Below are 26137 nucleotides of genomic sequence, written 5' to 3' on the forward strand. Positions count from 1 at the left end.
CGACCAACGTACTGGCGGGGAAGTGAAGGGCGGGCCCTTTTTCCGGTTTGGCCCCCCTTGGGCTGTGCGGTCCGCTAGGGCGTCCGCTCGGCCGGTCCGGGGAGTACGCTGGAACTACCGAGGATATTCCGCGCACCGGCTCCCACGCCCGTGTCGTTTTCGGCGATCGAACAGGCCGGGCCGGTTGCAGCAGGCCTGGGGCAGGGTCCAGGCCATGACCGCGATCATCTCCGCTCCGCCGACACCAGAAGCCGATGACCGGCTCTCCTCGTCTTCCACCTCGCTCCGTCTGTCGCTGGCTCCCGCCGGTTCCGTACCGGCTCTGCTGGACGGCGCCTGGTGGCCCCACTCCCGCGACCTGCTGGCGGAACTTCCCGCCCTGACCGCCGTACTGGACCCGTTGTGGGGGCGGATCACCCGGGTGACGGTGAACCCCACCCACTGGCCCACCGTCCCGCGCAAGGTGCCCGTCGCCGGGCATGTGGTGAAGGTGGGCTGGTTCCTGTCCGAGCAGGATCCGCACGAACTGCTGCTGCTCTCCTACCGCACGGGCCGCTGGAACCTCCTGGTGGTCCCGCCGCAGATCCCGTCGGCTTCGGCCGCCTGGCTGATGGCCGCCGCAGGCGACCCGCTGGGCACGTCGACCGCGAGCCGGCTGATGGAGCAGGCCGCGGGCCTGCGGACGGTGTACGAGGACGACCGGGCAGTGGAAGCGGCCTGGGACTCCGAAGGCGGACACGAGGCCCGCGATCCAGCCGCACGTCCACGGATCCCGACCGTGACCGCCGGGCTGCCGCAGCAGCCGACCGGGAGGTGAGGACCATGGAGGCGTTGGTGACCGTGGCCGTGATCGTGACGGTGATCGTCCTCGGGATGTTCCTCATCCACCGGCTCAACTCGCAACACGGCGACGGAATGTCCGCCTTCCACTACGGCCGCACCGGCCTGCCGGTCCCGGGACCGGCCTCGCCGGCTCCGCGCAAGACCCGCGGCCGGGCCCGCCTTCGGCGCCGTAGCCGTAAGGGAACGGGATGAGCCGCTCGTTCCGGCCGGACGCCCCGGCCGTCTGACGGCCCCCGGGCATGAAAAAGGCGGGGTTCGAGAACCCCGCCCGCACACCGTGGAACCTCGGCTCAGGGCCACACCAGGCAGTACGGCTGGTGCCCCGCCTCGTGAAGCCGATGCGAGAAGTCCTGCCACTCGTGCAGCAGTTGGTACACATTGAACGCGTCCCGCGGGCCACCCCGGTCCGGGACCGTCGACCAGATGAAGGCCGCCGCGCCGACCGCTTCCTCGCCTATCCCGCGCAGGGGGTCGACGACGGTCATGGGGAGTTTGACGACGGCGTAGTCCGGGTGGAGGACGACGAGTTCCAGGGGCGGGACCTTGTGGAGGGGGACGCCCTCTATGCCGGTGAGGACCATGGCGGCCATGGTCTCCGGCTTGATCTTGGTGAACATGCCGTTCATGCCGAGCTCGTCGCCGCCGAGTTCCTCGGGGCGCATCGAGATCGGGACGCGGGCCGCGGTCGCGCCGTCCGGCGCGCCGAAGTACTTGTACGTCACCCCCACCCGACCACCATTCCTGCTCCCCGCCCGCAGCCGCTCGACCCGTCGGTCGCTCCGCTCGGACTCCTCACCCGGCACACCCGGTCCACCCGGTACTACGTGTCCCTGACGTGCTTCGTTCGATTCCTCCGCGTCGCGCCGGTGCCTTCCCCGCCGGGCACGTCGAGGACCCAGGTCGTCAGTCCCCTCGCCCAGTCCGCCACCGCGATGCATATCTCCACCCGACTGCTTTTCTAGGACGCGCGGCCCCCGCCGCGCAACCCGATCATCGTGTCAGTGACCTCCCCCACGGCCGCCCGCCGAAACGTGCGTTGAAACACCTGTCCGCAGGATCTTCGCAGCCTCTGAACAGGCCGCTCCGGACCATCCTGCCCGTGAGCTGTGTGAATCGGCCCCCAGTTTCGCAGATCGCGAAGGGCGGCAGGCCGCACGTGACGGTTCGCACTGTCCGTCCGGTCAGCAGCGGGTCGGCTTTCGGTCAGAGGTGGAGGGGCGTTTCGGCCATCATCCGGTCCGCCTCCCCGACGGGCAAGGCCCCGCTCCCCGACAGGCAAGGCCCCGCTGTCAAGGATGCCCCCTGTCCTACCCTGAGGTAGTCACCGGCAATCGAGCCCGGAAGACCCGGAAGACCAAGAAGCACCAGAAGACGTCGGAAGTCGGAGAAGGTCGGAGAAGTCGCAGGACATGAGCGAACTGCCCTATTCATACGATGCGCCTGTCTCGCAGGCCCTGTTCGACCGAGCGGCCGCCGTCACACCCGGCGGTGTGAACTCCCCGGTCCGCGCCTTCCGTGCCGTGGGCGGGACGCCCCGGTTCATGGTGTCGGGCCGCGGCCCGTACCTCACGGACGCCGACGGACGCGAGTACGTCGACCTGGTCTGCTCCTGGGGGCCCATGATCCTCGGGCACTCGCACCCGGACGTGATCGCCGCCGTCCAGGACGCGGTCTCCCGGGGCACCTCCTTCGGCACGCCCGGTGAGGGCGAGGTCGCGCTCGCCGAGGAGATGGTGGACCGGATCGAGCCGCTGGACCAGGTGCGGCTGGTCTCCAGCGGCACCGAGGCGACGATGTCCGCCATCCGGCTGGCCCGCGGCTTCACCCGGCGCACCAAGGTGATCAAGTTCGCCGGCTGCTACCACGGCCACGTGGACTCGCTGCTCGCCGCCGCGGGGAGCGGGGTGGCCACCTTCGCGCTGCCCGACACCCCCGGCGTCACCGGCGCCCAGGCCAGCGACACGATCGTCCTGCCGTACAACGACCTCGACGCCGTGCACGCCGCCTTCCAGGCGCATCCCGGCGAGATCGCCTGCGTGATCACCGAGGCCTCCCCGGGCAACATGGGCGTCGTACCGCCGCTGCCCGGCTTCAACCAGGGGCTGAAGGACGCCTGCGCCGCGAACGGCGCCCTCTACATCTCCGACGAGGTGATGACCGGCTTCCGTACCAGCCGCGCCGGGTGGTACGGCATCGACGGGGTCGCGCCCGACCTGATCACCTTCGGCAAGGTGATGGGCGGCGGCTTCCCCGCCGCGGCCTTCGGCGGCCGGGAGGACGTCATGGCGCACCTCGCGCCCGCCGGGCCCGTCTACCAGGCCGGCACTCTCTCCGGGAACCCGGTCGCCACCGCGGCCGGCCTCGCCCAGCTGCGACTGCTCGACGAGGCCGCGTACGCCAAGGTCAACGCCGTGTCCACGCAGCTCCAGACGCTGGTGTCGCAGGCGCTGACGAAGGAGGGCGTGGCGCACACCGTGCAGAACGCCTCCAACATGTTCTCCGTCTTCTTCACGGACCGGCCCGTGCGGAACTACGAGGACGCCAAGGCGCAGGAGTCCTTCCGCTTCACCGCCTTCTTCCACTCCCTGCTGGCGAACGGCGTCTACCTGCCGCCGTCGTCCTTCGAGTCCTGGTTCGTCTCCACGGCCCACGACGAGCAGGCGGTTCAGCGGATCGCCGACGCCCTTCCGGCGGCGGCCCGAGCGGCTGCGGAGGCCACGGCGGCATGAGCGAGATCACCGGCAAGAGCGGCGCCAAGAAGGACATCACCGTCGTCCACCTCATGCGGCACGGCGAGGTGGCCAACCCCGACGGCATCCTCTACGGCCGTCTCGGCGGCTACCACCTGTCCGAGCTGGGCCGGCAGATGGCCGACCGGGTCGCCGAGCACCTGGCCTCCCGCGACGTCACGTATGTCGTCGCCTCCCCGCTGGAGCGGGCGCAGGAGACGGCCACCCCGATCGCCAAGGCGCACGGCGTGGACCTCGCCACCGACGAGCGGCTCATCGAGGCCGACAACGTCTTCCAGGGCAAGACCTTCGGCGTCGGCGACGGGGCACTGCGCCGGCCGGAGAACTGGAAGCACCTGGTCAACCCGTTCAAGCCGTCGTGGGGTGAGCCGTACGTCGAGCAGGTCGTCCGCATGATGGGCGCGCTGGACGCGGCGAAGGACCGGGCGCGCGGGCACGAGGCGGTGCTGGTCAGCCACCAGCTGCCGATCTGGATCGTGCGCAGTTACGTCGAGAAGCGGCGGCTGTGGCACGACCCGCGCAAGCGGCAGTGCACGCTCGCCTCCCTGACGACCTTCACCTACCAGGGCGACAGGATCGTCTCCGTCGGTTACACCGAGCCGGCCCGCGATCTCGTCCCCGCCCACCTCCTCGCGGGCGCCAAGCCGGTGAAGGGCAAGGACAAGGCCTTTGGGGCGTAAGCCCCCTGCCGGCCCCTGTTCCCCTTTGCTCGCCTTTGTTACGGAATCCGGAAGTGTGAGCGGAACCCACCTGTTCGTCACGTCCTCTGACTGGGTGACCACCAGAGAACGTGACGAACGGGGATGCCATGCGCACTCTCTCCCGCAGGGGAATGCTCGGACTCGGCGCGGGAGCCGCGGCCGCCGTGGGGCTGGCGGGCTGCGGCAGTCCCACCCCGTCAGAGGGGTCGAGCCATGCCGGGGGTTCCGGGAACAAGGGAAAGAGCAGCCCGAAGCCGGCCGCGCGTCCCATCGGTGACGGCTCCACCTCCTTCACCGGCAGGCAGCCCCACCAGCCCGCGAAGCCCGAGCCGCTGGAGCCCGGCCAGGAGCCGCCGCAGTTCGTGATCTTCTCCTGGGACGGCGCCGGCGAGGTCGGCAACGGTCTCTTCCCGCGCTTCCTGGACCTCGCCAAGGAGCACGGGGCGAGCATGACCTTCTTCCTCTCCGGGCTGTATCTGCTGCCCGAGTCGAAGAAGCGCCTCTACAACCCGCCGAACAACCCCGTCGGCGCCTCCGACATCGGCTACCTCACCGACGAGCACGTCAGGGCCACGCTCACCAACGTCCGCCGCGCCTGGCTCGAAGGGCACGAGATAGGCACCCACTTCAACGGCCACTTCTGCTCCGGCCGCGGCACCGTCGGCAACTGGACGCCCGCGCAGTGGCGCAGCGAGATCGACCAGGCCAAGTCCTTCGTCAAGGAGTGGCGCACCAACACCGGCTGGAGCGACCTGCCCGCGCTGCCCTTCGACTACGACAAGGAGCTGATCGGCGGCCGTACTCCCTGTCTGCTCGGCCAGAACAACCTGCTGCCCACCGCCAAGGAGCTCGGCTGGCGCTACGACGCCTCCTCGCCCGGCGGCCGTCAGGTGTGGCCGGCCAAGCAGCAGGGGATCTGGGACCTGCCGTTGCAGCAGATACCTTTCCCCGGCCGCGGCTTCGAGGTCCTCTCGATGGACTACAACATGCTCGCCAACCAGTCGATCAACTCGACCAACGCGCCCTCCTCCAACTACCCGGGCTGGCGCAAGCAGGCCGCCGGGGCCTACATCCAGGGCTTCAAGCGGGCATACGAGACCAACCGCGCCCCCTTCTTCGTCGGCAACCACTTCGAGCAGTGGAACGGCGGCATCTACATGGACGCCGTGGAGAAGGCTTTCCAGTACATCGCGCGGGAGAAGGAGAAGGGCGCGGACGTCCGCATGGTCTCCTTCCGCCAGTACGTCGACTGGATGGACGTACAGAAGCCGGAGGTGCTGGCCAAGCTGCGGACACTCGATGTCGGGACGCAGCCCGCCGGTGGCTGGAAGGAGTTCCTGAAGGAGGCCGCTCCGAGCCCCTCGGCGACCTCCTCGAACGCCGCCTGAAATGCGGGTTTCCACCCACAAGGGGGGTGCGCAAGATCCTCGGAACGGACATGCGAAACTTTTCACATGAGTGCCGCCAGCCGTAGTCGCACCCGCCCCCGCAGCCGTGCCGTTCTTCTCACCGCCACGGCCGCGGCCGCCGCACTGACCCTCGCCGCGTGCGGTTCGGGCGGCACGTCCGGCGGGGGCGGCGACACCAACTTCGTCACCGGCAACAACGGCATCGACACCGTCGCGGCGGGCAAGCGGACCCAGGCCCCCGACCTCTCCGGCAAGACCATCGACGGCAAGCAGCTCGACGTCGCCGGCTACAAGGGCCAGGTCGTCGTCGTCAACGTCTGGGGCTCCTGGTGCGGCCCGTGCCGCGCCGAGGCCAAGTACTTCGCCAAGGTCTCCAAGGCATACGACGGCAAGGGCGTCCAGTTCGTCGGCATCAACACCCGGGACACCTCCACCGGCGTCGCGGTCGCCTTCGAGAAGGACTACGGCATCACCTACCCGAGCCTGTACGACCCCACGGGCAAGCTGATGCTCCGCTTCAAGAAGGGCACGCTCAACCCGCAGCTGATCCCCTCCACGCTCGTCCTCGACCGGGAGGGGAAGATCGCGGCGCGGGCGCTCCAGCCCCTGGCCGAGGAGGACCTCCTCGGCATGCTCAAGCCCGTCCTCGCGGAGAAGTGACGTGAGCGCGCTCCTGACGCTCGCCGCCGAGACCGGCACCAACAAGACCGTGCTCAACGGTGCGCTGGTCCTGGCCCTTCCCGTCGCTCTGCTCGGCGGACTCGTCTCCTTCTTCTCGCCCTGCGTCCTGCCCCTGGTCCCCGGCTATCTCTCCTACGTCACCGGCGTCACCGGCACCGACCTGGCGGAGGCCCGGCGCGGTCGGATGGTCGCCGGGGCCTCGCTGTTCGTGCTCGGCTTCACCGTCGTGTTCGTCTCCGGCGGCGCCCTGTTCGGCTACTTCGGCCAGACGCTCCAGGAGGAGAAGAGCGTCCTGACCAAGGTGCTCGGCGGGCTCATGATCCTCATGGGTGTCTTCTTCATGGGCCTGATGCCCTGGCTCACCCAGAGAGAGTTCCGCTTCCACAGGAAGCCGGCCACCGGCCTGGTCGGAGCCCCCGTCCTCGGTGCCCTCTTCGGCATCGGATGGGTGCCCTGCATCGGCCCCACCCTCGCCTCCGTGCAGGCACTCTCCTTCAACGAGGCGAGCGCCGGACGCGGGGCCATACTGACGGTCGCGTACTGCCTGGGACTCGGCGTACCGTTCGTGCTCGCCGCGGTCGCCTTCCGCAAGGCGCTCGGCGCCTTCGGCTGGGTCAAGCGGCACTACGTCTGGGTGATGCGCCTGGGCGGCACCATGATGATCGTGACCGGTGTGCTGCTGCTCACCGGCGCGTGGGACAGCATCGTCTCCGAGATGCAGGGCTGGTCCGCCGGCTTCACTGTGGGGATCTGATCGATGAGCAAGACGACACCCGACGCGACGCCCACCGCCGCGGACGACCAGGAACTCGGCGCCGCCGGATCCCAGCTGTCCACCGCGCCCAAGGAGGAGTCGCCCCACCTGCCCGCCCTGGGCGTGATCGGCTGGGCCCGCTGGTTCTGGCGGCAGCTCACCTCCATGCGGGTCGCCCTGCTGCTCCTGCTGCTGCTGGCGCTCGGCGCGATCCCCGGCTCGCTGATCCCGCAGACCGGCAGCGACGAGACGAAGGTCGCCGACTTCCGCACGGCCCACCCCACCCTCGGGGACGTCTACGACAAGCTCGGCCTCTTCCACGTCTACAGCTCGGTGTGGTTCTCCGCGATCTACATCCTGCTGTTCGTCTCCCTCATCGGCTGCATCGTGCCCCGCACCTGGCAGTTCGTCGGCCAGCTGCGCAGCCGCCCGCCGGGTGCCCCGAGGCGGCTGACCCGGCTGCCCGCCTACACGACCTGGCGGACCGGGGCCGAACCGGAGCAGGTCCGCGAGGCCGCGCTCACCCTGCTGAAGAAGCGCCGCTTCCGCGCCCACGCCGCCGGTGACGCGATCGCCGCCGAGAAGGGCTATCTGCGCGAGGTCGGCAACCTCGCCTTCCACATCGCGCTGATCGTGATGCTCGTCGCCTTCGCCTGGGGCCAGCTGTTCAAGTCCGAGGGCAACAAGCTGATCCTGGAGGGCGACGGCTTCTCCAACACCCTCACCCAGTACGACGACTTCAAGTCGGGCAGCCTCTTCCACAACGACGACCTGGTGCCGTTCAGCTTCAGCCTGGACGACTTCTACGGAACCTACGAGACCAGCGGCCCCAACAAGGGCACCCCGCGCATCTACCAGGCCACCGTGGACTACAGCGTCGGCGCCTACGGCAAGGACAGGAAGTCCGTCATCAAGGTCAACGAGCCGCTGGAGATCGGCGACTCGAAGGTCTACCTCACCGCCCACGGCTACGCCCCCGTCATCAAGATCCGCGACGGCAAGGGCAACCTCGTCTACGACGACGCCGTGCCGATGCTGCCGCTCGACTCCAACGTCACCTCCACCGGAGTCGTCAAGGTCCTCGACGGCTACAAGAACGCCAAGGGCGTCCGCGAGCAGCTCGGTGTCTCGGCCTTCTTCCTGCCGACCTACACCAAGGGCAGCGAGACCGCCTCGACCTTCCCGGCCCTGCTGAACCCGGTGCTCAACCTGACGCCGTACTACGGCGATCTCGGCGTCGACTCGGGCATCCCGCAGAGCGTCTACCAGCTGAACAAGACGCACATGAAGCAGTTCAAGGACGCCCAGGGCAAGGACGTCCGGGAGAACCTGAAGCCCGGCGAGTCCATGAAGCTCCCGGGCGGTGCCGGCACGATCACCTACGAGGGCACCAAGGAGTGGGCGAACTTCCAGGTCACCCAGCAGCCCGGCAGCGTCTGGGCCCTCGCCGGCGCCCTCACCGCGATCTTCGGCCTGGCCGCCTCCCTGTTCATCCAGCGCCGCCGCGTGTGGGTGCGCGCGGTGAAGGGCGCCGACGGTGTCACGGTCGTCGAGATGGCCGGACTCGGCCGCAGCGAGTCCGCGAAGGTGCCCGAGGAACTGGGCGAGCTCGCCGGGATCCTGTACGACCAGGCCCCCGGAGCACCCGCCCCCGAGGACGACTCCCCACAAACCCCCGACCCCCACGTCGTACCTGCCGAAAGGCCTGAGAAATGACTCTCGCCGCCGTAACCGATCTCGCCGGCGCGACGAATCTCGCCGCCGCCACCAACGAGAGCCTCGCCAACCTCAGCAACACGCTGATCTACTCCGCGATGGCCGTCTACACCCTGGCCTTCTTCGCGTACATCGCCGAATGGCTCTTCGGCAGCCGCAGCAAGGTCGGCCGGACGGCCGCCGCGCTCACCGCCGAGGCGAAGGCCAAGGCGAAGGCGCCCGCCGTCACCGTGACGAAGGGCGGCAGCACCGCCGTGCTGGAGCGGCCGCAGGTCGTGGTGCGGTCCGCGGCCGGGTCGCGGGACGTGCCCGACGGGCCGGGGGCGCACGGCGGGGACGAGCAGGGCGACCTCTACGGGCGTATCGCCATCTCGCTCACCGTGCTCGCCTTCCTGGTCGAGCTGGCGGGCGTCATCGCCCGGGCGGCCTCGGTGGAGCGGGCGCCGTGGGGCAACATGTACGAGTTCAACATCACCTTCTCCACGGTGGCCGTCGGCGTGTACCTCGCGCTGCTGGCGCTGAAGAAGAACGTGCGCTGGCTCGGGCTGTTCCTGATCACCACGGTCCTCCTCGATCTCGGTCTCGCCGTCACTGTCTTGTACACCGCCAGCGACCAGTTGGTTCCCGCCCTTCACTCGTACTGGCTGTACATCCACGTCTCCACCGCGATCTTCTGCGGCGCGGTGTTCTACGTCGGCGCGGTCGCCACGATCCTGTACCTGTTCAAGGACAGCTACGAGAACAAGCTCGCGACCGGCGGCACCCCCGGCCGCTTCGCCAACTCCGTCCTGGACCGGCTGCCCGCGTCGGCCTCGCTCGACAAGTTCGCCTACCGCGTCAACGCGGCGGTGTTCCCCCTCTGGACCTTCACGATCATCGCGGGCGCGATCTGGGCGGGCGACGCCTGGGGCCGCTACTGGGGCTGGGACCCCAAGGAGACCTGGTCCTTCATCACCTGGGTCGCCTACGCCTGCTACCTGCACGCCCGCGCCACCGCCGGCTGGAAGGGCCGCAAGGCCGCCTACCTGGCCCTGATCGCCTTCGGCTGCTGGCTGTTCAACTACTACGGCGTCAACATCTTCGTGTCCGGCAAGCACTCCTACGCGGGGGTGTAGGCCCTTTACGGCGAAGGCCGGTTCCTGTGACCCGGGTCATGGGAACCGGCCTTCGCCGTGATCGGGATGCCGCTCAGCCGACCGTGATCGAGTCCAGCTTCTCCCGCAGGTACACATGGGAGTCGACCGGCCCGTACGCCACACGGCCGACCGGGGCCGGTACCGACTCGACGATCGTGCCCGGGGTGCACTCGCCGAAGTAGACGAGGGACATCAGCTCCTCGGCGGGGGTGTCGGCCGGTGGGGGCAGGACGCGGTGGCGGCCGGAGCGCCAGCGGTCGCCGGTCCAGCGGGCCATGAGGTCGCCGATGTTGATGGTGAAGGCGTCGGGGTCGTAGGGGGCGTCCTCCCAGCCGCCGGCGTCGGTGTAGACCTGGAGTCCGCCCTTGCCGGCCTGGCGGTCGAGGATCGTGACCGTGCCGAAGTCGGTGTGCGGGCCGATGCGGAACTGGCCGGGCCGGGGCTCGCCGACGGTCTCCGTGCCCGGGTACCAGTTGATGTTGAAGCCGTACGTCGGGTGGTCCATGTGCCGTGAGAAGAAGTCGGGTTCGAGGCCGAGCGCCTCGCCGAGCAGGGAGAGGAGCTGCTTCTCCAGCTCGGCCATCCGGTCCAGGTACTCCTCGCAGAGCGCCCGGAGTCCGGGGACCTCGGCCGGCCAGACGTTGGGCGCGTACCACTCGGCGTTGATGACCGGGTCGTCGAAGGGGTCGTGGGTCGCGAAGGTCAGGGACTCCTTGAGGTCCGGCGGGGTCTCGGTGCCCTCCGAGTAGCCGTTGGCCTCCGCGCCCGGCCCGAGCCAGCCGCGGCCGCCGACCTTCGCGGTGTAGGGCTGCTTGACGTCGACGGGCATCCGGAAGAAGGCCCGGGCCGCCTCCCGGATGCCCGCCCGCAGGGCGGGGTCCACCCCGTGGCCGGTGACCAGGAGGAAACCGGCGCTCTGAAGCGCCTCGTCGACGGTACGGGCGATGGCGGCGCGGGCCTCGGGGCCGCCCTCCGTCCAGGGGCGCAGGTCGATGGTGGGGATGCGGGGGGCTGGAGTGTCACTCACCGATGTCCTCGTTCCACAGGGCCGGATGGTTCTTGATGAAGTCACGCATCAGCGCGACGCACTCCGGATCATCGAGGAGCACGATCTCCACGCCGTGCTCCGCCAGCCAGTCGTGGCCGCCGTGGAAGGTGGCCGCCTCGCCGACCACCACCCGCGAGATGCCGAACTGGCGAACCAGACCGGAGCAGTACCAGCACGGCGAGAGGGTCGTCACCATCGTCGTACCGCGATACGACCGCTGCCGTCCCGCCGCACGGAACGCGGCCGTCTCCGCGTGCATGGAGGGGTCGCCGTCCTGGACGCGGCGGTTGTGGCCGCGACCCAGGAGCGTGCCGTCGGCGCCGTACAGGGCGGCGCCGATGGGGATGCCGCCCTCGGCGAGGCCGGCGCGGGCCTCGGCGACGGCGGTGGTGAGCCAGACGCGGGCGGTCACCTGATCCAAAGGGTTCATGCGTCCACTCTCCTGGGGCCGAAACACGAGGGCAACGTGCGGAAAGTACTCTCCCGGCCATCCGTACCCGGACGAAGTGTCAGCGCCCTGGGAGGTCCCCGTGCCCGCACTCACCCTTCGTGAAGTACTGGCCCTCGACCCCGTGCGCGCCGCCGAACCCGAACTGCTGGCGGGGGAGGGAGCCCTGGACCGGCCCGTGCGCTGGGTCCACTCCAGCGAGGTGTACGAGGGCGCCAACTTCCTGGACGGCGGGGAACTGCTGCTGACCAACGGATTCGGCCTGACCGACGCCGACGAGTCGGTCCGCCGCCGGTATGTGCGCGAACTGGCCGCCCGGGGCGCCGCCGGGCTCGCGGTGGAGGTCGGGCGTTCTCTGCCGAGCATGCCCGCCGAGGTCACCGACGAGGCGCGTCGGCTGGAGCTGCCGCTGCTGTCCCTGCACCGGGTCGTGCCCTTCGTACGGATCACGGAGGCGGCGAACCGGGCGATCGTCGCCCGGGGCCTGTCGGGCCGTTCCGTCGTCCGCCCGTGGGGCGACGACCACACCGCGGCGCTGCTCGCCGACCTCGCGGACCGGGCCGCCCTGAACCAGCCCGAGGTGGAGGCCCGGGCAGCCCTCGCCGGCTTCCACCCCGGCCCGGACGCCCGGCTGATCGGGGTGTCGCTGCACGGCACGCGGGACGTGAGCACGGTGGATCGTGCGGTACGGCTGCTGGGCGGGCCGGGCGTGCTGCGGGCCGCGTTCCCGGGTGACGTGCTGGCACTGCTCGCGCTCACCGGCAACCGGCCCGGCGACCCCGTCCGCGCGGTCCAGGACGCCTTCCGTACGGCGGCCGAGGCCGGGCTCACCGTGGCCGTCGGGCACGCCGTCGCCGCCGACACCGGCTGGCTGCGCTGGAGCGAAACCCTGCGCGCGGCCCGGACGAGCCTGGAGCTGGCCCTGACCGTGCCGGCCGCCGAGCCCGGCGCACCCGGCGGCCCCCTGGTGACGTCCTCGCGCGCGCTCGCCCTGGAACGGGAGCTCACCCGAGGCGGCGTGGACGCCAACCGGGAACGCCTCGCGGGCCTGGTCCAGCACGCCCTGGGCCCCCTGCTGGCCTGGGAGGCGGCCCACCCGAGCGACCTCGTCCGCACCCTGGAGGTGCACCTGCGCAACGGCTGCTCCCCGACCCGCACGGCCACCCTCCTCCACATCGGCCGCCAGTCCCTCTACCAGCGCCTGGAACGCATCGAGTCCCTCCTCGGCCTGGAGATCGACGACCCGGACCTGCTGGGCGAGCTGCTCGCGGCGGCGTGTGCGCACCGGGTGGTGCGGGGGACGGGAGCGACGGTCCGGGGCGGCCTGCGGACCGTCGCCTGACGCGGCGAGCACAGCCGTGGGAACTGCTCGAGAACAGGTCAAGTAACCTGTGCCGATCACCGCCGCGCGCGCGGCAGTTGAGCCCCGGGCGAGAGGGAACGTTCATGGTTGCTGCTCCGGTTCTGGAGGAGCTGCGGGAGGTCTGTCAGCCGCAGGCCAAGCTGGCGAGCCGCAACGGTGAGCACTGGGCGGGCCGGCTGTACATGCGGCGCGTCTCGCTGCGCTTCACGCGGCAGTTGGTGCGGACGCCGGTCACGCCGGACCAGCTGACCTGGACGATGGTGGTGTGCGGCGTCGCGTCCGGGGCCGCGCTGATGATCCCGGGCCTGACGGGTGCCGTACTGGCCGTGATCCTCATGCAGCTGTTCCTCCTCTTCGACTGCGTGGACGGTGAAGTCGCCCGCTGGAAGGGGCAGAACAGCGCGGCCGGGATCTACGTGGACCGGCTGGGCGCCTATCTCGCGGACGCGGCGCTGATGGCGGGCGCCGGGTACCGGGCGGCCGAATCGGGTGTCGGGGGCTGGCTGTCGATCGGGATCGCGACCGCGCTGGGTGTCGTGCTGCTGAAGGCGTCGACCGACCTCGTGGACGTGGCGCGGGCCCGGCGCGGGCTCGGTGTCGTGGACGACGAGGCGACCCGGCCCCGCTCGCAGGGCGTGGCCTCCGTGCGCCGCCTCGCCGCCGCCTTCAGGATCCACCGCGTGACGAACGGCATCGAAGCGTCCCTGGTCCTCCTGGTCGCCGCGGTCGCCGACCAGGTCACCGGCGGTATCGATCCGACCCGTTGGGCGCTGGGCGCGCTGGCCGTCATCACCTGGGTGATGGTCCCGGCCCACCTGCTGTCGATCCTGTCGTCGTCGCGGCTGCGCTGAGACAGCCGGGACCGCTCAGACAGCTCAGATAGCCGGAAAGACTCCCCGCTCCCTCCAGCATCGCCCGTGTCCGCGCCGTCAGGACCTCGCCGCGGTTCCTGATCGCCGTCCTCAGACCCTCCGTACTGCCCTCGCGGCGGAGGTCGTCCAGGACCGGGCCGATCTGCGCGAGGAGGTAGTGGCTCCGGCGCAGGGTCAGGATGATGCGGGCGTCGCGGACGTCCGCGGGGTCGTACGTCCGGTACGACGTCCCGCGCTCCCGGGGTGGTGTCAGCAGCCCCGCCGACTCCCACACGCGCAGGGCCGACGGCCGTACGCCGAGCAGTGCGGCCACTTCGCCGATGCGCAGGCCGGAGCGGGGCACCTCGGGCGGGACGGCGCCGGTGAGGGCCTGGACGGCCTCGCTCGTCGCGCGCAGGGCGTTGCGCTCGGAGTTGAGGGTAGCGTGGGCGGCGTCGACCAGGGCGAGGGCGGCCGGGACGTCGTCGGCGTGCAGCGCCTGCATGATCCGGGTCGCCGTCAGGTGGCCGTAGCCCTTGAGCAGGGTCCGGTAGGTCAGCAGTGCCTGTCGGTGCAGGTCGCGGAAGGTGCGGTAGCCGGATTCGGTGCGCTCGGCCGGGGGCAGGACGCCCGCTTCCTCGTAGTTGCGGATCTGCTGGGTCGAGACCCCGGCGAGACGGGCCAGGTCGACGGGGCGGAGACGGTCGTCGGGAGCCATGATCACCCCAGGGTAGCGAAAAGTCTCAACTCGCGACTTCAATGAAAAACTTGAAGGCATGGACGACTGCATCCGAGTCAATGGCGCCCGTCTGCACAATCTCCGGAACGTCTCCCTTTCGATCCCCAGGAACAAGCTGGTGGTCCTGACCGGCCTCTCCGGCTCCGGCAAGTCCACCCTCGCGCTCGACACCCTCCACCGGGAGGGACAGCGGCAGTACATGGAGTCGCTGGGCATGGTCACGCCGTTCGTCAGCCGGCCCTCGGTGGACTCCGTCACGGGCCTGTCGCCGTCGATCAGCGTCGACCAGCACCACACCAACCGCAGCCCGCGCTCGACGGTCGGCACGGTCACCGAGGTGTTCACCTATCTGCGGCTGCTGTGGTCGCGGATAGGTGTGCGGGTGTGCCAGGGGTGCGGGGGGAGCGTCCCGCCGTCCCACACCTACGCGTACGACGACGAGACCGCAGAGAACGCCGCGGACGCCGAGAACGCCGAGGGCGAGCGCACCCCCTGCCCGCACTGCGGGACCCCGCTGCCCGAGCTGGTGATGGGCGCCTTCTCCTTCAACAAGCCCGCCGGGGCCTGCCCGGAGTGCACCGGCCTCGGCGAGGTGTTCCGGGCGGACGTCCGACGCCTGGTCGACGGCACCCGCTCGCTCGCCGGGGGAGCGGTCCTCGGCCTGCACCCGAGAGCCGCCGAACGGAACGTCGAGTTGCTGCGGGCGGCCGCCGCCCACTACGGACTCGCCTTCGACCCCGACCTCCCCTTCGACGAACTCGGCGCCGCACAACAGGACTTGATCCTGTACGGCGCGGAGAGCCCGGAGTTCCGGCGGAGGTTCCCCTCGGTGGAGCCGCCCGCGACCGTGGCCGCCGGCCGTTTCGAGGGCGTGGTGACGGCCCTGATGCGGCGGTACGCCGAGCGGATCGAGGACGCCGAGTACCGGGAACGCACCGAGAAGCAGGCGCTGGTGAAGGAGGCCTGCCGGACGTGCGAGGGGACCCGGCTGCGGCCGGAGAGCCGGGCGGTCACCGTGCACGGCCTGACGATCGACCGGGCGGCCCGCCTCCCGCTGGACGAACTGGCCGCCTGGGTCGGCGGGTTGGGACAGCGGGTCGCCCCCGAGGAGTGGCCGTTGGTCGAGCCCGTCGTCGCCGACCTGGAGGAGCGGGTACGACGCCTGGTCGACGTCGGTGTCGGCTATCTGACCCTGGACCAGTCCACGCCCAGCCTGTCGGCGGGCGAGACCCAGCGCCTGCGCCTGGCCGCCCTCCTGGGCTCGGGCCTCACCGGTGTCCTCTACGTCCTGGACGAACCGACCATCGGCCTGCACCCGGCGGACACCGGCCGCCTGGTCGACGTCCTGCGCCGGCTGCGCGACCTGGGCAACACGGTCCTCGTCATCGAGCACGACCTGGACGTGCTGCGCACCGCGGACCACGTCGTGGACGTCGGCCCGGGCGCGGGCCGGGACGGCGGCCTGATCGTCGCCCAGGGCACCCCGGACGAGGTGGCCGCGACCGAGGGGTCGGTGACCGGCGCCTATCTCTCGGGGCGGCTCCCGGCACCGCGGTCGAGGGCGCGCGGGGCCGGCGACCGGGCGCTGGTGATCCGGGGCGCCCGGGCCCACAACCTCCGGGACGTCACCGTACGGATCCCCCTCGGCCGGCTGGTCTCGGTGACCGGCCCCTCCGGGTCGGGCAAGTCGACGCTGCTGCTGGACGTACTGGACAGGGCCGCGCGCAGGCACTTCCTCGGGGCCGGGGATCCGCCGGGCGAGCACGACGGGATCGACGGCTGGGAGCACGTCGGCAAGGTCGTCACGATCGACCAGGAACCCATCAGCAGGCTGCCCCGCTCGAACGCGGCGACCTACGCGGACGTCTTCACCCCGATCCGGGAGGTCTTCGCGGCACGCTCGGGCGGGCGGCTGACGCCCGGTGCCTTCTCCTTCAACGTCGCCGGTGGCGGGCGCTGCGAACGCTGCGAGGGCGCCGGGGTGTTGAGCGTCCACATGCACTTCCTGCCGGCCGTGGAGGTGCGCTGCCCGGCCTGCCGGGGCCGCCGCTTCCGCGACGAGATCCTGGCGGTGCGCCATGACGGCCACGACATCAGCGAAGTGCTCCGGGCGACGGTCGACGAGGCCCTGACGGTGTTCAAGGACGTCCCCGCGGTCGCCTCCCGGCTACGGCGCCTCGCGGACGTCGGCCTGGGCTATCTCCCGCTCGGCCAGCCGGCCACTACCCTGTCCGGCGGCGAGGCCCAACGCCTCAAGCTGGCCAAGGAGTTGGGCCGCCGCGCGGCCGGGAGCACCCTCTACCTCCTCGACGAGCCGACGACCGGCCTGCACGCCGCCGACACCGCCCGCCTCCTCGCCGTACTCCAACGCCTGGTCGACGCGGGCCACTCCGTGGTGACCATCGAGCACAACCTCGACGTCATCCGCGCCTCGGACTGGCTGATCGACCTCGGCCCCACCGGCGGCGCGGGCGGCGGAGCGGTGGTCGCCGAGGGGACGCCGGAGGACGTGGCCGCGGCGGAGGCGTCCGGGACGGGGAGGTTCCTGAGGGTGGGGTCGCCGGTGTGACGCGGGAGGGTGCGCCGTCGGCCGTGCCGGGCGGTGGCGCACCCTGAGAGCGCCGCGTCAGGCCCGTGACCCGAGCCGTCCCCGCAGCGCCGCGTACACCCCCGCGCTCACCGCGAAGCCGACCAGGCAGGTGATGTCACCGAAGGACGGCCAGCGGTCCGGGACCCAGCCGACGTACTTCTCCTGGTTGGAGAACAGGGGGACGGACACCACGATGCCCGCCAACAGGGCGGTGATACCCGGCAGGTTGGAGAAGGAGTGGTCGCTCAGCCGTCCCGCCAGGTCCGTGTCGGGCGTGCGCGCCTGGAGCCACCGTTCCACCAGGACGACCCCCAGCCAGGGCCCCACCCAGTAGGCGATCACCAGCAGGAACGCCTCGTAGGCGTGCCCCGCGTCCGCGAGCGAGGCCCACGCCGCCGCCGTACCGGCGAGTCCGCACAGGACGACGATCGCGCCGCGCCCAAGCCATGGCGGGAGCTTCAGGCCCAGTGAGGTGATGGACATGGCGGAGGAGTAGACGTTGAGGGCGTTCGCGGAGACCGCGCCCAGGATGATCGCCAGCAGGACCAGATCGCTCAGCCAGCCGGGGAGGTGGCCGGTGAAGGCAGCCGTGGGGGTGGCGTCCCGCGGTGCGACGATCGTCGCCGACGCCGCGCCGATCACCGAGACGACCGCGATCGAGACGAACAGGCCGACGGCCGGATACACGGCCGTCCTGAGGCGGCTCGCCGTACGGGGGAGATAGCGGGAGTAGTCCGAGGCGCCCGGGTTCCAGCCGGCCGCGTATCCCCAGGCCGCGCTGAAGGCGAGGAGGAAGCCGCCGATGCCGCCGCCCGCGCCGGATCCGCCGAGGTCGGCCTCCTTGAAGGTCCAGACCCCGGCGAGCAGGAAGACCACCGCCAGCGCCGGGAAGGCGTACTTCTCGAAGGTGTGGACGAAGTTGTGGCCGATGAAGCCGATCACGATCTCCGCCGTGACCACCAGCAGCAGCGAGGGGAGCGGGCGCAGGCCCGTCAGCGTGTTCAGGGCGAAGGCCGCGCTCACACTGTTCACCGCGAACCAGCCGACACCGGCGACCAGCGCGTTCACACCCGCGGGCAGCACATTGCCCCGGTAACCGAAGGAGAGGCGGCCGATCGCCATCTGCGGGACGCCGAACCGCGGCCCGTCCAGGGACAGGATCCCGTGGGTGAGCGCCCCCAGCCCGGTGCCCAGCAGCAGCGCCGCCGTCGCCTGCCAGAAGCTCAGGCCGAAGAAGAGGACCGAGATCACACCGATGTAGACCGTCGCGAACTCGATGTTCGGGGAGGCCCATGTCCACAGCAACTGAATCGGGCCGCCGTGGCGTTCGGCGTCGGGGATCGGTTCCGAGCCGGCCGTCTCGACGGCGATGACCTTGTCACCGTACGCGGGCGCGGTGGCCGTGGCGGAGCCGGCCGGAGCAGTCGTCATGCGAGACAAGTGTCCGGGTCACGCGCTGTCCCGGGCAGGGGCGCACTGTCCGCTTCGGATGGCTCGACGGCGTACAACCTGCACGCATCGACAGCGCCGATGGGCCCATCGGCGGGACGCCCCACTGGCGCGTGGACCAGGCACTTCGCCCGCTCCTACCGTCGGGGCATGACCTCACAGAACAAGGGCACGGCCCAGCTGACGACCGCGATGGTGCTCTCCGGCACCCTCGGCGTCTTCGTCGTCGAGTCGGGCGCCTCGCCCTTCAACGTCGTCTTCTTCCGTGTCCTGTTCGGCGCCCTGGCGCTGGGGGGCTACGTGCTGGCCCGCGGCTGGCTCCGCGACCACGGGTTCACGTCCCGCACCCTCGGGCTCGCCGTCCTCGGCGGCGTGTTCATCGTCTTCAACTGGGTGTTCCTCTTCCAGTCGTACGAGAGCACGTCCATCTCCGTGGCCACGGTGGTCTACCACACCCAGCCGTTCTACGTGGTCCTGCTCGGGGCGCTGCTGTTCCGCGAGCGGCTCACCGCCGCCAAGGCCGGCTGGATCGGCGTGGCCTTCGCCGGGCTGATCCTCGTCTCGGGGGTCACGCCCGGCGACTTCGCGGGCGGCGGGACGTATCTCCTCGGCCTCGGACAGGCCCTCCTCGCCGCGCTGCTCTACGGCCTGTCCACCGTCGTCACCAAGCGGATCAGCGGCGTACGGCCGCACCTCATCGCGCTAGTCCAGGTCCTCGTAGGCATCCCGCTCCTGCTGCCCTTCGCCGACCTCGGCGCGATGCGCGGCACCGGCGCGGACTGGGGGTGGCTGGTGGGCCTCGGGATCATCCACACCGGACTGATGTACGTCCTGATGTACGCCGCCTACGCCCAGCTGCCGACCGCGAAGATCGCCGTCCTCGCCTTCACCTACCCGGCGGTCGCGATGGTCATGGACTGGCTGGTCTACGGCCACCACATCGGGCTCGTGCAGGCGCTGGGCGTGCCGCTGATCGTGATGGCGAGCCTGAAGGTGACGCTGGCGAAGGCGCCCCGGGTGGTCACACCTCGGACGCCGAGTGCCCCGGCTGGCCCGTCTGCTCCTGAACCAGCCGGACCGACGCGTCGATGAACAGCCGCAGATGGCGTGGCAGGCGCTTCCCCGCCCGCCACGCCACCTGTGTGTACAGCTGGAACGGCGGCTGCCAGGACACCTCGGTCAGCATGCCGGACGCGAGTTCCGCGCCGACCGCCATCCGGGGCAGCAGCGCGACACCGAGGCCACCGGCGACACCCCGCTTGGTGGCCTCGATCGTGCCGAACTCCATGAAGGGCGGCGGCGCCCCGGTGCGCTCGGCGAGCTCGGACTCGAAGAGATCGCGGTACGGGCAGCCCGGCTCGGTGCCGACGAGCTGGACCTCGGCGAGGTCCTCCGTCTTGAGCCCACCGACGTGCCCGGTCAGCGGATGGCGGGGCGAGGCCACCAGCACCAGCGGCTCGGGCGCCAGCACCCGGCTCTCCAGACCCGCGTGCTCGGTCTCCGGCTCCATCAGGAAGCCCACGTCGTACGTGCCCTGCCGCAGCGCCTTGCGGGTCTCGTCGCCGAGGGTGGTGCGCAGGGAGAGGCGGACCTTCGGGTAGCGGTGGTGGAAGAGCTCCAGCAGCGGCGGCAGCCGGTAGGAGGTGAGCGACTCCATGGTGCCGACGGTGAGCGAACCGGCGGGCTCCTCGGCGTCGACGACCGCCGCCCGCGCCTCCTCGGTCAGCTCGATGATCTGCCGGGCGTAGGGCAGCAGCCGCTCGCCCGCCTCCGTCAGCCGGATACGGCTGCCGAGCCGGTCGAAGAGCTCGGTGCCGAGCGAGGACTCCAGGGCGCGGATCTGACTGGTCACGCTGGACTGCGCGTACGCCAGTTCGGCCGCGGCCCGGGTGAAGCTCAGGACGGTGGCGACCTTCTCGAAGGTGACGAGGAGGCGGAACTCCACGTCAGGGCTCGTCCCGCTTCGGGTCGTCGTCCTTCGTGCCGTCCTTCGTGCCGTCCCTCTTCCCGTCCTTCTCGTCCTCGTTGAGGGACTTCAGGAAGTCGGGGTTGTCGTCGGGCGCCACCCACTGCCGCGACGAACCCCGGCCCATGCCGGTACCGCCGCCGCCACGGACGCCGGACCAGCCCTCCGCGGCCGGGCTGCGCTTCTTGCCGGCGATCAGCCAGGAGATCGAGCCGACGAGCGGGAACAGCAGCACGAGGATCGCCCACAACGGCTTGGGCATGTGACGGATGTCGTCGTCCTTGGTGCTGATGCAGTCGATGAACGCGTACACGCTCAGCGCCAGCGGCACGAGGAACATCAGTACCCGGAGCATGAGCGGCCTCTCAGCGAAAGCGGTGGGCGGTTCAGGGCCAGGGTAGCGGCTCGGGGATACTTGACCCCATGGCTTACGACGATCTTCGTTCCCTGCTCAGGGCGCTGGAACGCGAGGGCGACCTCAAGCGCATCAAGGCCGAGGTGGACCCGTATCTGGAAGTGGGGGAGATCGTCGACCGGGTGCAGAAGTCCGGCGGCCCCGCGCTGCTCTTCGAGAACGTGAAGGGCTCGGCGATGCCCCTCGCGATGAACGTCTTCGGGACCGACCGCCGCCTGCTGAAGGCGCTGGGCCTGAAGTCCTACGGCGAGATCAGCGAGAAGATCGGCGGGTTGCTGCGGCCCGAGCTGCCGCACGGCTTCGTGGGCGTCAGGGAGGCCTTCGGCAAGCTCGGCGCGATGACGCACGTACCGCCGAAGAAGGTGAAGTCCGGGGACGCGCCGGTGCAGGAGGTCGTCCTCACCGGTGACGACGTCGACCTCGACCGGCTGCCCGCGCTGTTCACCTGGCCGCAGGACGGCGGGTCCTTCTTCAACCTGGGGCTCACCCACACCAAGGACCCCGAGAGCGGCATCCGCAACCTTGGCCTGTACCGGCTCCAGCGCCACGACAAGCGCACCATCGGCATGCACTGGCAGATCCACAAGGACAGCCGCAACCACTACCAGGTGGCGGCCCGCCGGGGCGAGAAGCTCCCGGTCGCGATCGCCTTCGGCTGCCCGCCGGCCGTGTCGTACGCCTCCACCGCGCCGCTCCCCGGGGACATCGACGAATACCTGTTCGCCGGGTTCATCGCGGGCAAGCGGATCGAGATGGTCGACTGCAAGACGGTCCCGCTCCAGGTCCCGGCCCAGGCGGAGGTCGTCATCGAGGGCTGGCTGGAGCCGGGCGAGATGCTGCCCGAGGGTCCCTTCGGTGACCACACCGGCTTCTACACCCCGCAGGAGCCCTTCCCCGCCCTGAAGATCGACTGCGTGACGATGCGGAAGCGGCCGCTGCTCCAGTCGATCGTCGTAGGACGTCCCCCGACGGAGGACGGGCCCCTCGGCCGGGCGACGGAGCGGTTCTTCCTCCCGCTCCTCAAGATCATCATCCCGGACATCGTGGACTACCACCTGCCCGAGGCCGGCGGTTTCCACAACTGCGCGATCCTCTCGATCGACAAGAAGTACCCGAAGCACGCGCAGAAGGTGATGCACGCGGTCTGGGGGGCGCACATGATGTCCCTGACCAAGCTGATCGTGGTCGTCGACGCCGACTGCGACGTCCACGATCTGCACGAGGTCGCGTGGCGGGCCCTCGGCAACACCGACTACGCCCGTGACCTCTCGGTCGTCGAAGGCCCCGTCGACCACCTCGACCACGCGTCCTACCAGCAGTTCTGGGGTGGCAAGGCGGGCATCGACGCCACGAAGAAGTGGCCCGAGGAGGGCTACACGCGTGACGGCGGCTGGCCCGACATGGTGCTGTCCGACCCGGAGACGGCGGCGAAGGTCGACCGCCGGTGGAAGGAGTACGGGCTGTGAGTTCAGCTTCCGCGGCGCTCCCGCAGCCGGGGCGCACCAAGGCGTTTCTCCGCCTGGTGATGATCGAGCACTCGGTGTTCGCGCTGCCCTTCGCCTACATCGCCGCGCTCACCGCGATGTTCCAGTGGGACCGCAACATCCACTGGGGCCGGCTGCTGCTGGTGACGATCTGCATGGTCGGGCTGCGCACCTTCGCGATGGCCGTGAACCGGATCATCGATCGGGAGCTCGACGCGCGGAACCCCCGGACGGCCCAGCGCGAGCTGGTGACCGGCGCGATGTCGGTGAAGCACGCCTGGACGGGCGCGCTGATCGCCCTGGTGATCTTCCTCGGCTCGGCGGCGCTGCTGAACCCCCTGTGCCTGGCCCTCGCCCCCATCGCGGTCATCCCGATGGTCGTCTACCCCTACGGCAAGCGGTTCACGAACTTCCCCCAGGCCATCCTCGGCCTCGCCCAGGCGATGGGCCCGGTCGGCGGCTGGCTCGCCATCACCGGCGAGTGGTCCTGGGACGCGGTGATCCTGGGTCTCGCCGTTGGCATCTGGATCGGCGGCTTCGACCTCATCTACGCCTGCCAGGACGTCGAGGCCGACCGCGAGACCGGCGTCCTGTCCGTCCCGGCCCGCTTCGGCATCCCGGCCGCGATCTGGGGCGCCCGCGTCTGCCACGCCCTCACGACGGCCCTCCTCGTCTGGTACGCGGTGGCGACCGACGCGGGCACCTTCTTCTGGTTCGGCATCCTCGTCGTCGCGGGCGCGTTCCTCTACGAGCACTCCATCGTCCGCCCCCACGACCTGTCCCGGCTGAACAGGGCGTTCTTCAGCGTCAACGGGTTCATCGGGATCGCGTTGTTCGTGTGTGCGTTGCTGGATCTGTTGGTGCGGGGATTGACGGTGTGACGGTGTGACGGGTGGGGGCTGGACGGCGGTTCGGGATCCGGGGGCGGGTGTACGGCCCCTGACCTGACGGTCCGAGAGGGCCATGGCCGTGGGGCGGTTCGGTTCAGGGCCGAGGGGTCGGAGGGCCCGGGGCTGATGGGCGGAGGATTCGTGGCCGGCGGTCGGCGGCCGGGCGACGGATGGTCGGACAGCCCGGTGGTTGGCGCGCCCCTGGGCTCGCGGTCTGGTGGGGGACGCGTGTGCGGGTGCAGTGGGCCGAGCGTGCGGGTTTCGCCGTTTGGGGTGCCTTGTTCGGTCGTATGGCGGCTGCGGGCTCGTGGATTGGTGGTCCGGGGCTGGTGGGCTGACGGCGCGGCGGTCGGCGGCCCGGCGGCTGGTCGGACAGGCCGGTGGTTGGCGCGCCCCTGGGCTCACGGTCCGGTGGGGGACGCGTTTGCGGGTGGGGTGGTTCGGGGGCGGCGGTCGGATGGGCCCGGCTCTTGGCGGTTCGGCGGTTGGCGGGTGTGGGCTCGTGGATTGACGGGCCGGGACTGATGGGCGGTTGGCGGGCCACGGTTCTCGCACCGTGGCGCCGAGACAGGGCCCGCGCCGACGGGGCCGGGCCGGGTGGCGGCTAAGGTCGGTGGGGTTCGTCGTCGTGTCGTCAGAGGTCTTGAGGGGTTCCGATGCCGTCCGAGTCCACCCCACCGCCGGATCTGGCCGTGCAGCACTTCGGCCCGGAGGGAATGCGTCGGATAGACGTCCCGGCCGCGTACGCCGACGGGATCCCTCAGGGGGCGCGGGATCTCCTCACCGGGACGGGTGTGCCCGTGAGCGTGGGCGCGTACTTCACCGCCGCCCGTGAGACCGACGCGCCGACCCTCGGGATGTTCGCCGGGCACCACGGAGTGACCGTGCCGGACGAGATCGCCGGACGGGTGCGGCTGGGCACGGACCGGCTCGGGCAGCTGTGCGTGCGGGCCGACGGGGCGGTGCAGGCGCTGTTCCTCGGGCAGTTCGGCATGGACGACCTGTTCGTCAGCTCGGACGTGGCCGCCTTCGTGACCTCCCTGACCGCGCTCGACCGCCGGACGCCCGTCATCGCCGCCGCCGACACCCTCCAGATCGCCGCCGCCGCCTTCCGCGAGCTCAACGCCGAGCTGCGCGCGATCGACCCGGCCGCCTTCGAGGCCCGCGAGAGCTGGTGGCCGCGCGTCCTGGACGATGTGCGCCACACCCTCAACTTCCCGTTCTCCGCCGCCTTCGAGTACGTCGACGACGAGGGGCAGAAGCAGATCGTCACCGACGCCACCGGCCCCGGCCGCCCGCACCCGGAGGAACTCGTCTGGGACGCCCTCGCGGCGCGGGACGTCGAGCCCGAGCAGGTGCGCCGCGTCTACACCGAGCTGGAGGCGTGCATGATGCCCGGCCACTACTGCGCGGTCTGGCTCCAACGGCTGTTCCCCCACGCCGAGTTCACCCACAGCTTCGACTACGGCACCACCGCCGACTCCCGCGAGGAGGGCCTGAAGGAGCTGATCGTCCACGCCGCCGAGCAGGGGCCGCGGTGACCGCACCGGCGGTGACACCCGGGGCGCGCTCGTGACCGGCACCGCCGGGAGCCCACCCGCCCTGAACATCGCGTCGCCCGCCGGTAGGCTCAGGGTGTGAACGCAGGAGAAACGCAGCGCGTGCCTTGGATCGTGGGGGTGTCGGGAGCGTCCGGTACGCCGTACGCGGCGTCCGTGGTGCGTGCGCTTCTGGAGGCGGGCGAGAGCGTCGACCTCGTCGTCAGCCGGGCCTCGCGGCTCACCCTGCTCGACGAGACCGGCATCGCCTTCCGGGACGCGCGCTGGCGCGACGACCTGCGGGAATGGCTGGCCCGGGGTGCCGACGGCAAGCCGGACACCTTCGAGGCGGACATCGACCGGGTACGGCACTGGAGCCCCGGGGACCTCGCCGCCGGGCCGTCATCGGGGTCATACCCCGTGAAGGGGATGCTCATCGTCCCGGCCTCCACCGCCTGTGTCGCCGGAGTCGCCCTCGGCCTCTCCAAGGACCTGCTGCAACGGGCCGCGAGCGTCACCCTCAAGGAGCGCCGGCCGCTGGTCGTGGCCGTGCGGGAGACCCCGCTGAACGGCCAGACGCTGCGGCACCTGGTCGCCCTGGACGACGCCGGCGCGAGCGTCGTACCGGCCTCGCCCGCCTTCTACGCGGGAGCCACCCACATCCAGGACCTGGTGGACTTCGTGGCCGGCCGGGTCCTCGACGCGGCGGGCGTCGGACACGGGCTGTACCGCCGCTGGGCGGGCGAGCTGGGCGGCGGCAGGCCGGGCCGGCAGGACACAGGGCAGTAGGGCACAGGGCAGCACGGCACAGAGCAGCAGGGCACAGGGCAGTACCTCTCATCACTTCGGGATCTCTTCATCGGAAGGCTTCGATCGCATGGACGCGGTGGACAGGCAGCTCATCCAGGCCCTGAGGGAGAACGGCCGGGCCTCCTACGCGGAGCTGGGGCGCCTCGTCGGTCTGTCGGGACCCAGCGTCACCGACCGCATCAACCGGCTGGAGGCGGCCGGTGTCATCACCGGTTACCGCGCCACCGTCGACGCCGCCTCGCTCGGCCTGGGCGTCACCGCGCTGATCGGCATCTCCCTCTCCGACGCCGCCGACCACGAGGACGTGGCGGCCCGGATGAAGGACCTCAGCGAGATCGAGGACTGCTGGTTCATCGCGGGCGACGACTCCTTCATGCTCAAGGTGCGCGCGAGCGACGTGGACGGCCTGGAGAAGATCATCCGGCGGCTCAGCGGCACCAAGGGCGTCTCCCGTACCCGTACCACCATCGTGCTCTCCACGAAGTGGGAGAACCGGGTCGGGGAGCTGCCCGAAGAGGCATAGACGTACGGTGGGGGACGTCGTCGGAGAAAGGTG

General features: G+C 70.8%; 25 protein-coding genes. 18 read left to right on the forward strand and 7 right to left on the reverse strand.

Going from position 1 to position 26137, the window contains the following annotated elements:
* The first annotated feature begins 214 nt into the window (after positions 1 to 214).
* Positions 215 to 817, forward strand: a complete 603-nt coding sequence (locus SLINC_RS26080) for a DUF5994 family protein (RefSeq protein ID WP_067437669.1) — start codon at positions 215 to 217, stop codon at positions 815 to 817.
* Positions 818 to 822: 5 nt separating this feature from the next.
* The gene (locus tag SLINC_RS26085) at positions 823 to 1035 is read left to right on the forward strand and encodes a hypothetical protein (protein WP_067437671.1); all 213 of its coding nucleotides are present in this window, start codon (positions 823 to 825) and stop codon (positions 1033 to 1035) included.
* 98 nt (positions 1036 to 1133) lie between these two features.
* Here SLINC_RS26085 and SLINC_RS26090 read toward each other — a convergent pair whose 3' ends face one another.
* Positions 1134 to 1781 carry a hypothetical protein gene (locus SLINC_RS26090; protein WP_182449179.1) on the reverse strand — a complete coding sequence of 216 codons (648 nt, stop codon included), beginning with the start codon at positions 1779 to 1781 and terminating at the stop codon, positions 1134 to 1136.
* 471 nt (positions 1782 to 2252) lie between these two features.
* Here SLINC_RS26090 and hemL point away from each other — a divergent pair, with 471 nt between their 5' ends.
* From hemL to ccsB, 7 genes are all read left to right on the forward strand, one after another.
* Positions 2253 to 3572 (forward strand): glutamate-1-semialdehyde 2,1-aminomutase, encoded by a 1320-nt coding sequence (gene hemL / locus SLINC_RS26095; RefSeq protein WP_067437673.1) that lies wholly within the window; start codon positions 2253 to 2255, stop codon positions 3570 to 3572.
* Positions 3569 to 4273, forward strand: coding sequence for a histidine phosphatase family protein (locus SLINC_RS26100; protein WP_067437674.1), 705 nt, complete (start codon positions 3569 to 3571; stop codon positions 4271 to 4273). Before hemL ends, SLINC_RS26100 begins: the two co-directional genes overlap by 4 nt.
* 128 nt (positions 4274 to 4401) lie before the next feature.
* On the forward strand, positions 4402 to 5682 hold the full coding sequence (locus SLINC_RS26105; protein ID WP_067437676.1) for a polysaccharide deacetylase family protein: 1281 nt from the start codon (positions 4402 to 4404) through the stop codon (positions 5680 to 5682).
* 66 nt (positions 5683 to 5748) lie between these two features.
* Complete coding sequence (locus SLINC_RS26110; RefSeq protein WP_067437678.1) at positions 5749 to 6363, forward strand: TlpA family protein disulfide reductase; 615 nt, start codon at positions 5749 to 5751, stop codon at positions 6361 to 6363.
* 1 nt (position 6364) lies between these two features.
* Positions 6365 to 7138, forward strand: a complete 774-nt coding sequence (locus SLINC_RS26115; RefSeq protein WP_067437680.1) for a cytochrome c biogenesis CcdA family protein — start codon at positions 6365 to 6367, stop codon at positions 7136 to 7138.
* A 3-nt stretch (positions 7139 to 7141) separates the two neighbouring features.
* Positions 7142 to 8854 carry a cytochrome c biogenesis protein ResB gene (gene resB / locus SLINC_RS26120; RefSeq protein WP_067437682.1) on the forward strand — a complete coding sequence of 571 codons (1713 nt, stop codon included), beginning with the start codon at positions 7142 to 7144 and terminating at the stop codon, positions 8852 to 8854.
* Entirely contained in the window at positions 8851 to 9969 is a 1119-nt protein-coding gene (gene ccsB, locus SLINC_RS26125) for a c-type cytochrome biogenesis protein CcsB (RefSeq protein ID WP_067437684.1), read from the forward strand. The genes resB and ccsB overlap by 4 nt, the downstream gene beginning before the upstream one ends.
* Before the next feature lie 73 nt (positions 9970 to 10042).
* On the opposite strand, the gene SLINC_RS26130 is transcribed toward ccsB, so the two are convergent.
* Together SLINC_RS26130 and SLINC_RS26135 are read right to left on the reverse strand one after the other, a co-directional pair.
* Positions 10043 to 11017, reverse strand: coding sequence for an isopenicillin N synthase family dioxygenase (locus SLINC_RS26130; RefSeq protein ID WP_067437686.1), 975 nt, complete (start codon positions 11015 to 11017; stop codon positions 10043 to 10045).
* On the reverse strand, positions 11010 to 11468 hold the full coding sequence (locus SLINC_RS26135; RefSeq protein WP_067437688.1) for a nucleoside deaminase: 459 nt from the start codon (positions 11466 to 11468) through the stop codon (positions 11010 to 11012). Before SLINC_RS26135 ends, SLINC_RS26130 begins: the two co-directional genes overlap by 8 nt.
* Positions 11469 to 11568: 100 nt before the next feature.
* On the opposite strand from SLINC_RS26135, the gene SLINC_RS26140 reads away from it, so the two are divergent.
* Entirely contained in the window at positions 11569 to 12828 is a 1260-nt protein-coding gene (locus SLINC_RS26140; RefSeq protein WP_067437690.1) for a PucR family transcriptional regulator, read from the forward strand.
* Positions 12829 to 12932: 104 nt separating this feature from the next.
* Positions 12933 to 13700, forward strand: coding sequence for a CDP-alcohol phosphatidyltransferase family protein (locus tag SLINC_RS26145; protein ID WP_067437692.1), 768 nt, complete (start codon positions 12933 to 12935; stop codon positions 13698 to 13700).
* Here SLINC_RS26145 and SLINC_RS26150 read toward each other — a convergent pair.
* The gene (locus SLINC_RS26150; RefSeq protein WP_067445715.1) at positions 13639 to 14418 is read right to left on the reverse strand and encodes a MerR family transcriptional regulator; all 780 of its coding nucleotides are present in this window, start codon (positions 14416 to 14418) and stop codon (positions 13639 to 13641) included. The two genes, SLINC_RS26145 and SLINC_RS26150, sit on opposite strands and share 62 nt — an antisense overlap.
* 58 nt (positions 14419 to 14476) lie before the next feature.
* On the opposite strand from SLINC_RS26150, the gene uvrA reads away from it, so the two are divergent.
* Positions 14477 to 17008, forward strand: a complete 2532-nt coding sequence (gene uvrA / locus SLINC_RS26155; protein ID WP_067437694.1) for an excinuclease ABC subunit UvrA — start codon at positions 14477 to 14479, stop codon at positions 17006 to 17008.
* Positions 17009 to 17065: 57 nt separating this feature from the next.
* Here the strand turns inward: uvrA and SLINC_RS26160 are convergent, their stop codons facing one another.
* A complete protein-coding gene (locus tag SLINC_RS26160; RefSeq protein ID WP_067437696.1) occupies positions 17066 to 18460 on the reverse strand; it encodes a purine-cytosine permease family protein in 1395 nt (464 codons plus the stop codon).
* A 168-nt stretch (positions 18461 to 18628) separates the two neighbouring features.
* Here SLINC_RS26160 and SLINC_RS26165 point away from each other — a divergent pair, with 168 nt between their 5' ends.
* A complete protein-coding gene (locus SLINC_RS26165; RefSeq protein WP_067437698.1) occupies positions 18629 to 19570 on the forward strand; it encodes a DMT family transporter in 942 nt (313 codons plus the stop codon).
* On the opposite strand, the gene SLINC_RS26170 is transcribed toward SLINC_RS26165, so the two are convergent.
* Positions 19500 to 20423 carry a LysR family transcriptional regulator gene (locus SLINC_RS26170; protein WP_067437700.1) on the reverse strand — a complete coding sequence of 308 codons (924 nt, stop codon included), beginning with the start codon at positions 20421 to 20423 and terminating at the stop codon, positions 19500 to 19502. The genes SLINC_RS26165 and SLINC_RS26170 overlap by 71 nt on opposite strands.
* A 1-nt stretch (position 20424) precedes the next feature.
* Complete coding sequence (locus SLINC_RS26175; RefSeq protein WP_067437701.1) at positions 20425 to 20799, reverse strand: PLD nuclease N-terminal domain-containing protein; 375 nt, start codon at positions 20797 to 20799, stop codon at positions 20425 to 20427.
* 68 nt (positions 20800 to 20867) lie between these two features.
* Between SLINC_RS26175 and SLINC_RS26180 the strand changes: the two genes are divergently transcribed.
* From SLINC_RS26180 to SLINC_RS26200, 5 genes are all read left to right on the forward strand, one after another.
* The gene (locus SLINC_RS26180; RefSeq protein WP_067437703.1) at positions 20868 to 22325 is read left to right on the forward strand and encodes a menaquinone biosynthesis decarboxylase; all 1458 of its coding nucleotides are present in this window, start codon (positions 20868 to 20870) and stop codon (positions 22323 to 22325) included.
* A complete protein-coding gene (gene mqnP / locus SLINC_RS26185; RefSeq protein WP_067437704.1) occupies positions 22322 to 23224 on the forward strand; it encodes a menaquinone biosynthesis prenyltransferase MqnP in 903 nt (300 codons plus the stop codon). Before SLINC_RS26180 ends, mqnP begins: the two co-directional genes overlap by 4 nt.
* A 665-nt stretch (positions 23225 to 23889) precedes the next feature.
* Complete coding sequence (locus SLINC_RS26190; RefSeq protein WP_067437705.1) at positions 23890 to 24774, forward strand: SUKH-4 family immunity protein; 885 nt, start codon at positions 23890 to 23892, stop codon at positions 24772 to 24774.
* A gap of 120 nt (positions 24775 to 24894) precedes the next feature.
* Entirely contained in the window at positions 24895 to 25560 is a 666-nt protein-coding gene (locus SLINC_RS26195) for a UbiX family flavin prenyltransferase (RefSeq protein ID WP_067437707.1), read from the forward strand.
* Between the two features lie 88 nt (positions 25561 to 25648).
* On the forward strand, positions 25649 to 26104 hold the full coding sequence (locus SLINC_RS26200) for an Lrp/AsnC family transcriptional regulator (RefSeq protein WP_067437708.1): 456 nt from the start codon (positions 25649 to 25651) through the stop codon (positions 26102 to 26104).
* The last annotated feature ends 33 nt before the right edge of the window (positions 26105 to 26137 follow it).

Origin of the sequence: Streptomyces lincolnensis, assembly GCF_001685355.1 — a bacterium.
In the GTDB taxonomy this organism is placed as follows: domain Bacteria; phylum Actinomycetota; class Actinomycetes; order Streptomycetales; family Streptomycetaceae; genus Streptomyces; species Streptomyces lincolnensis.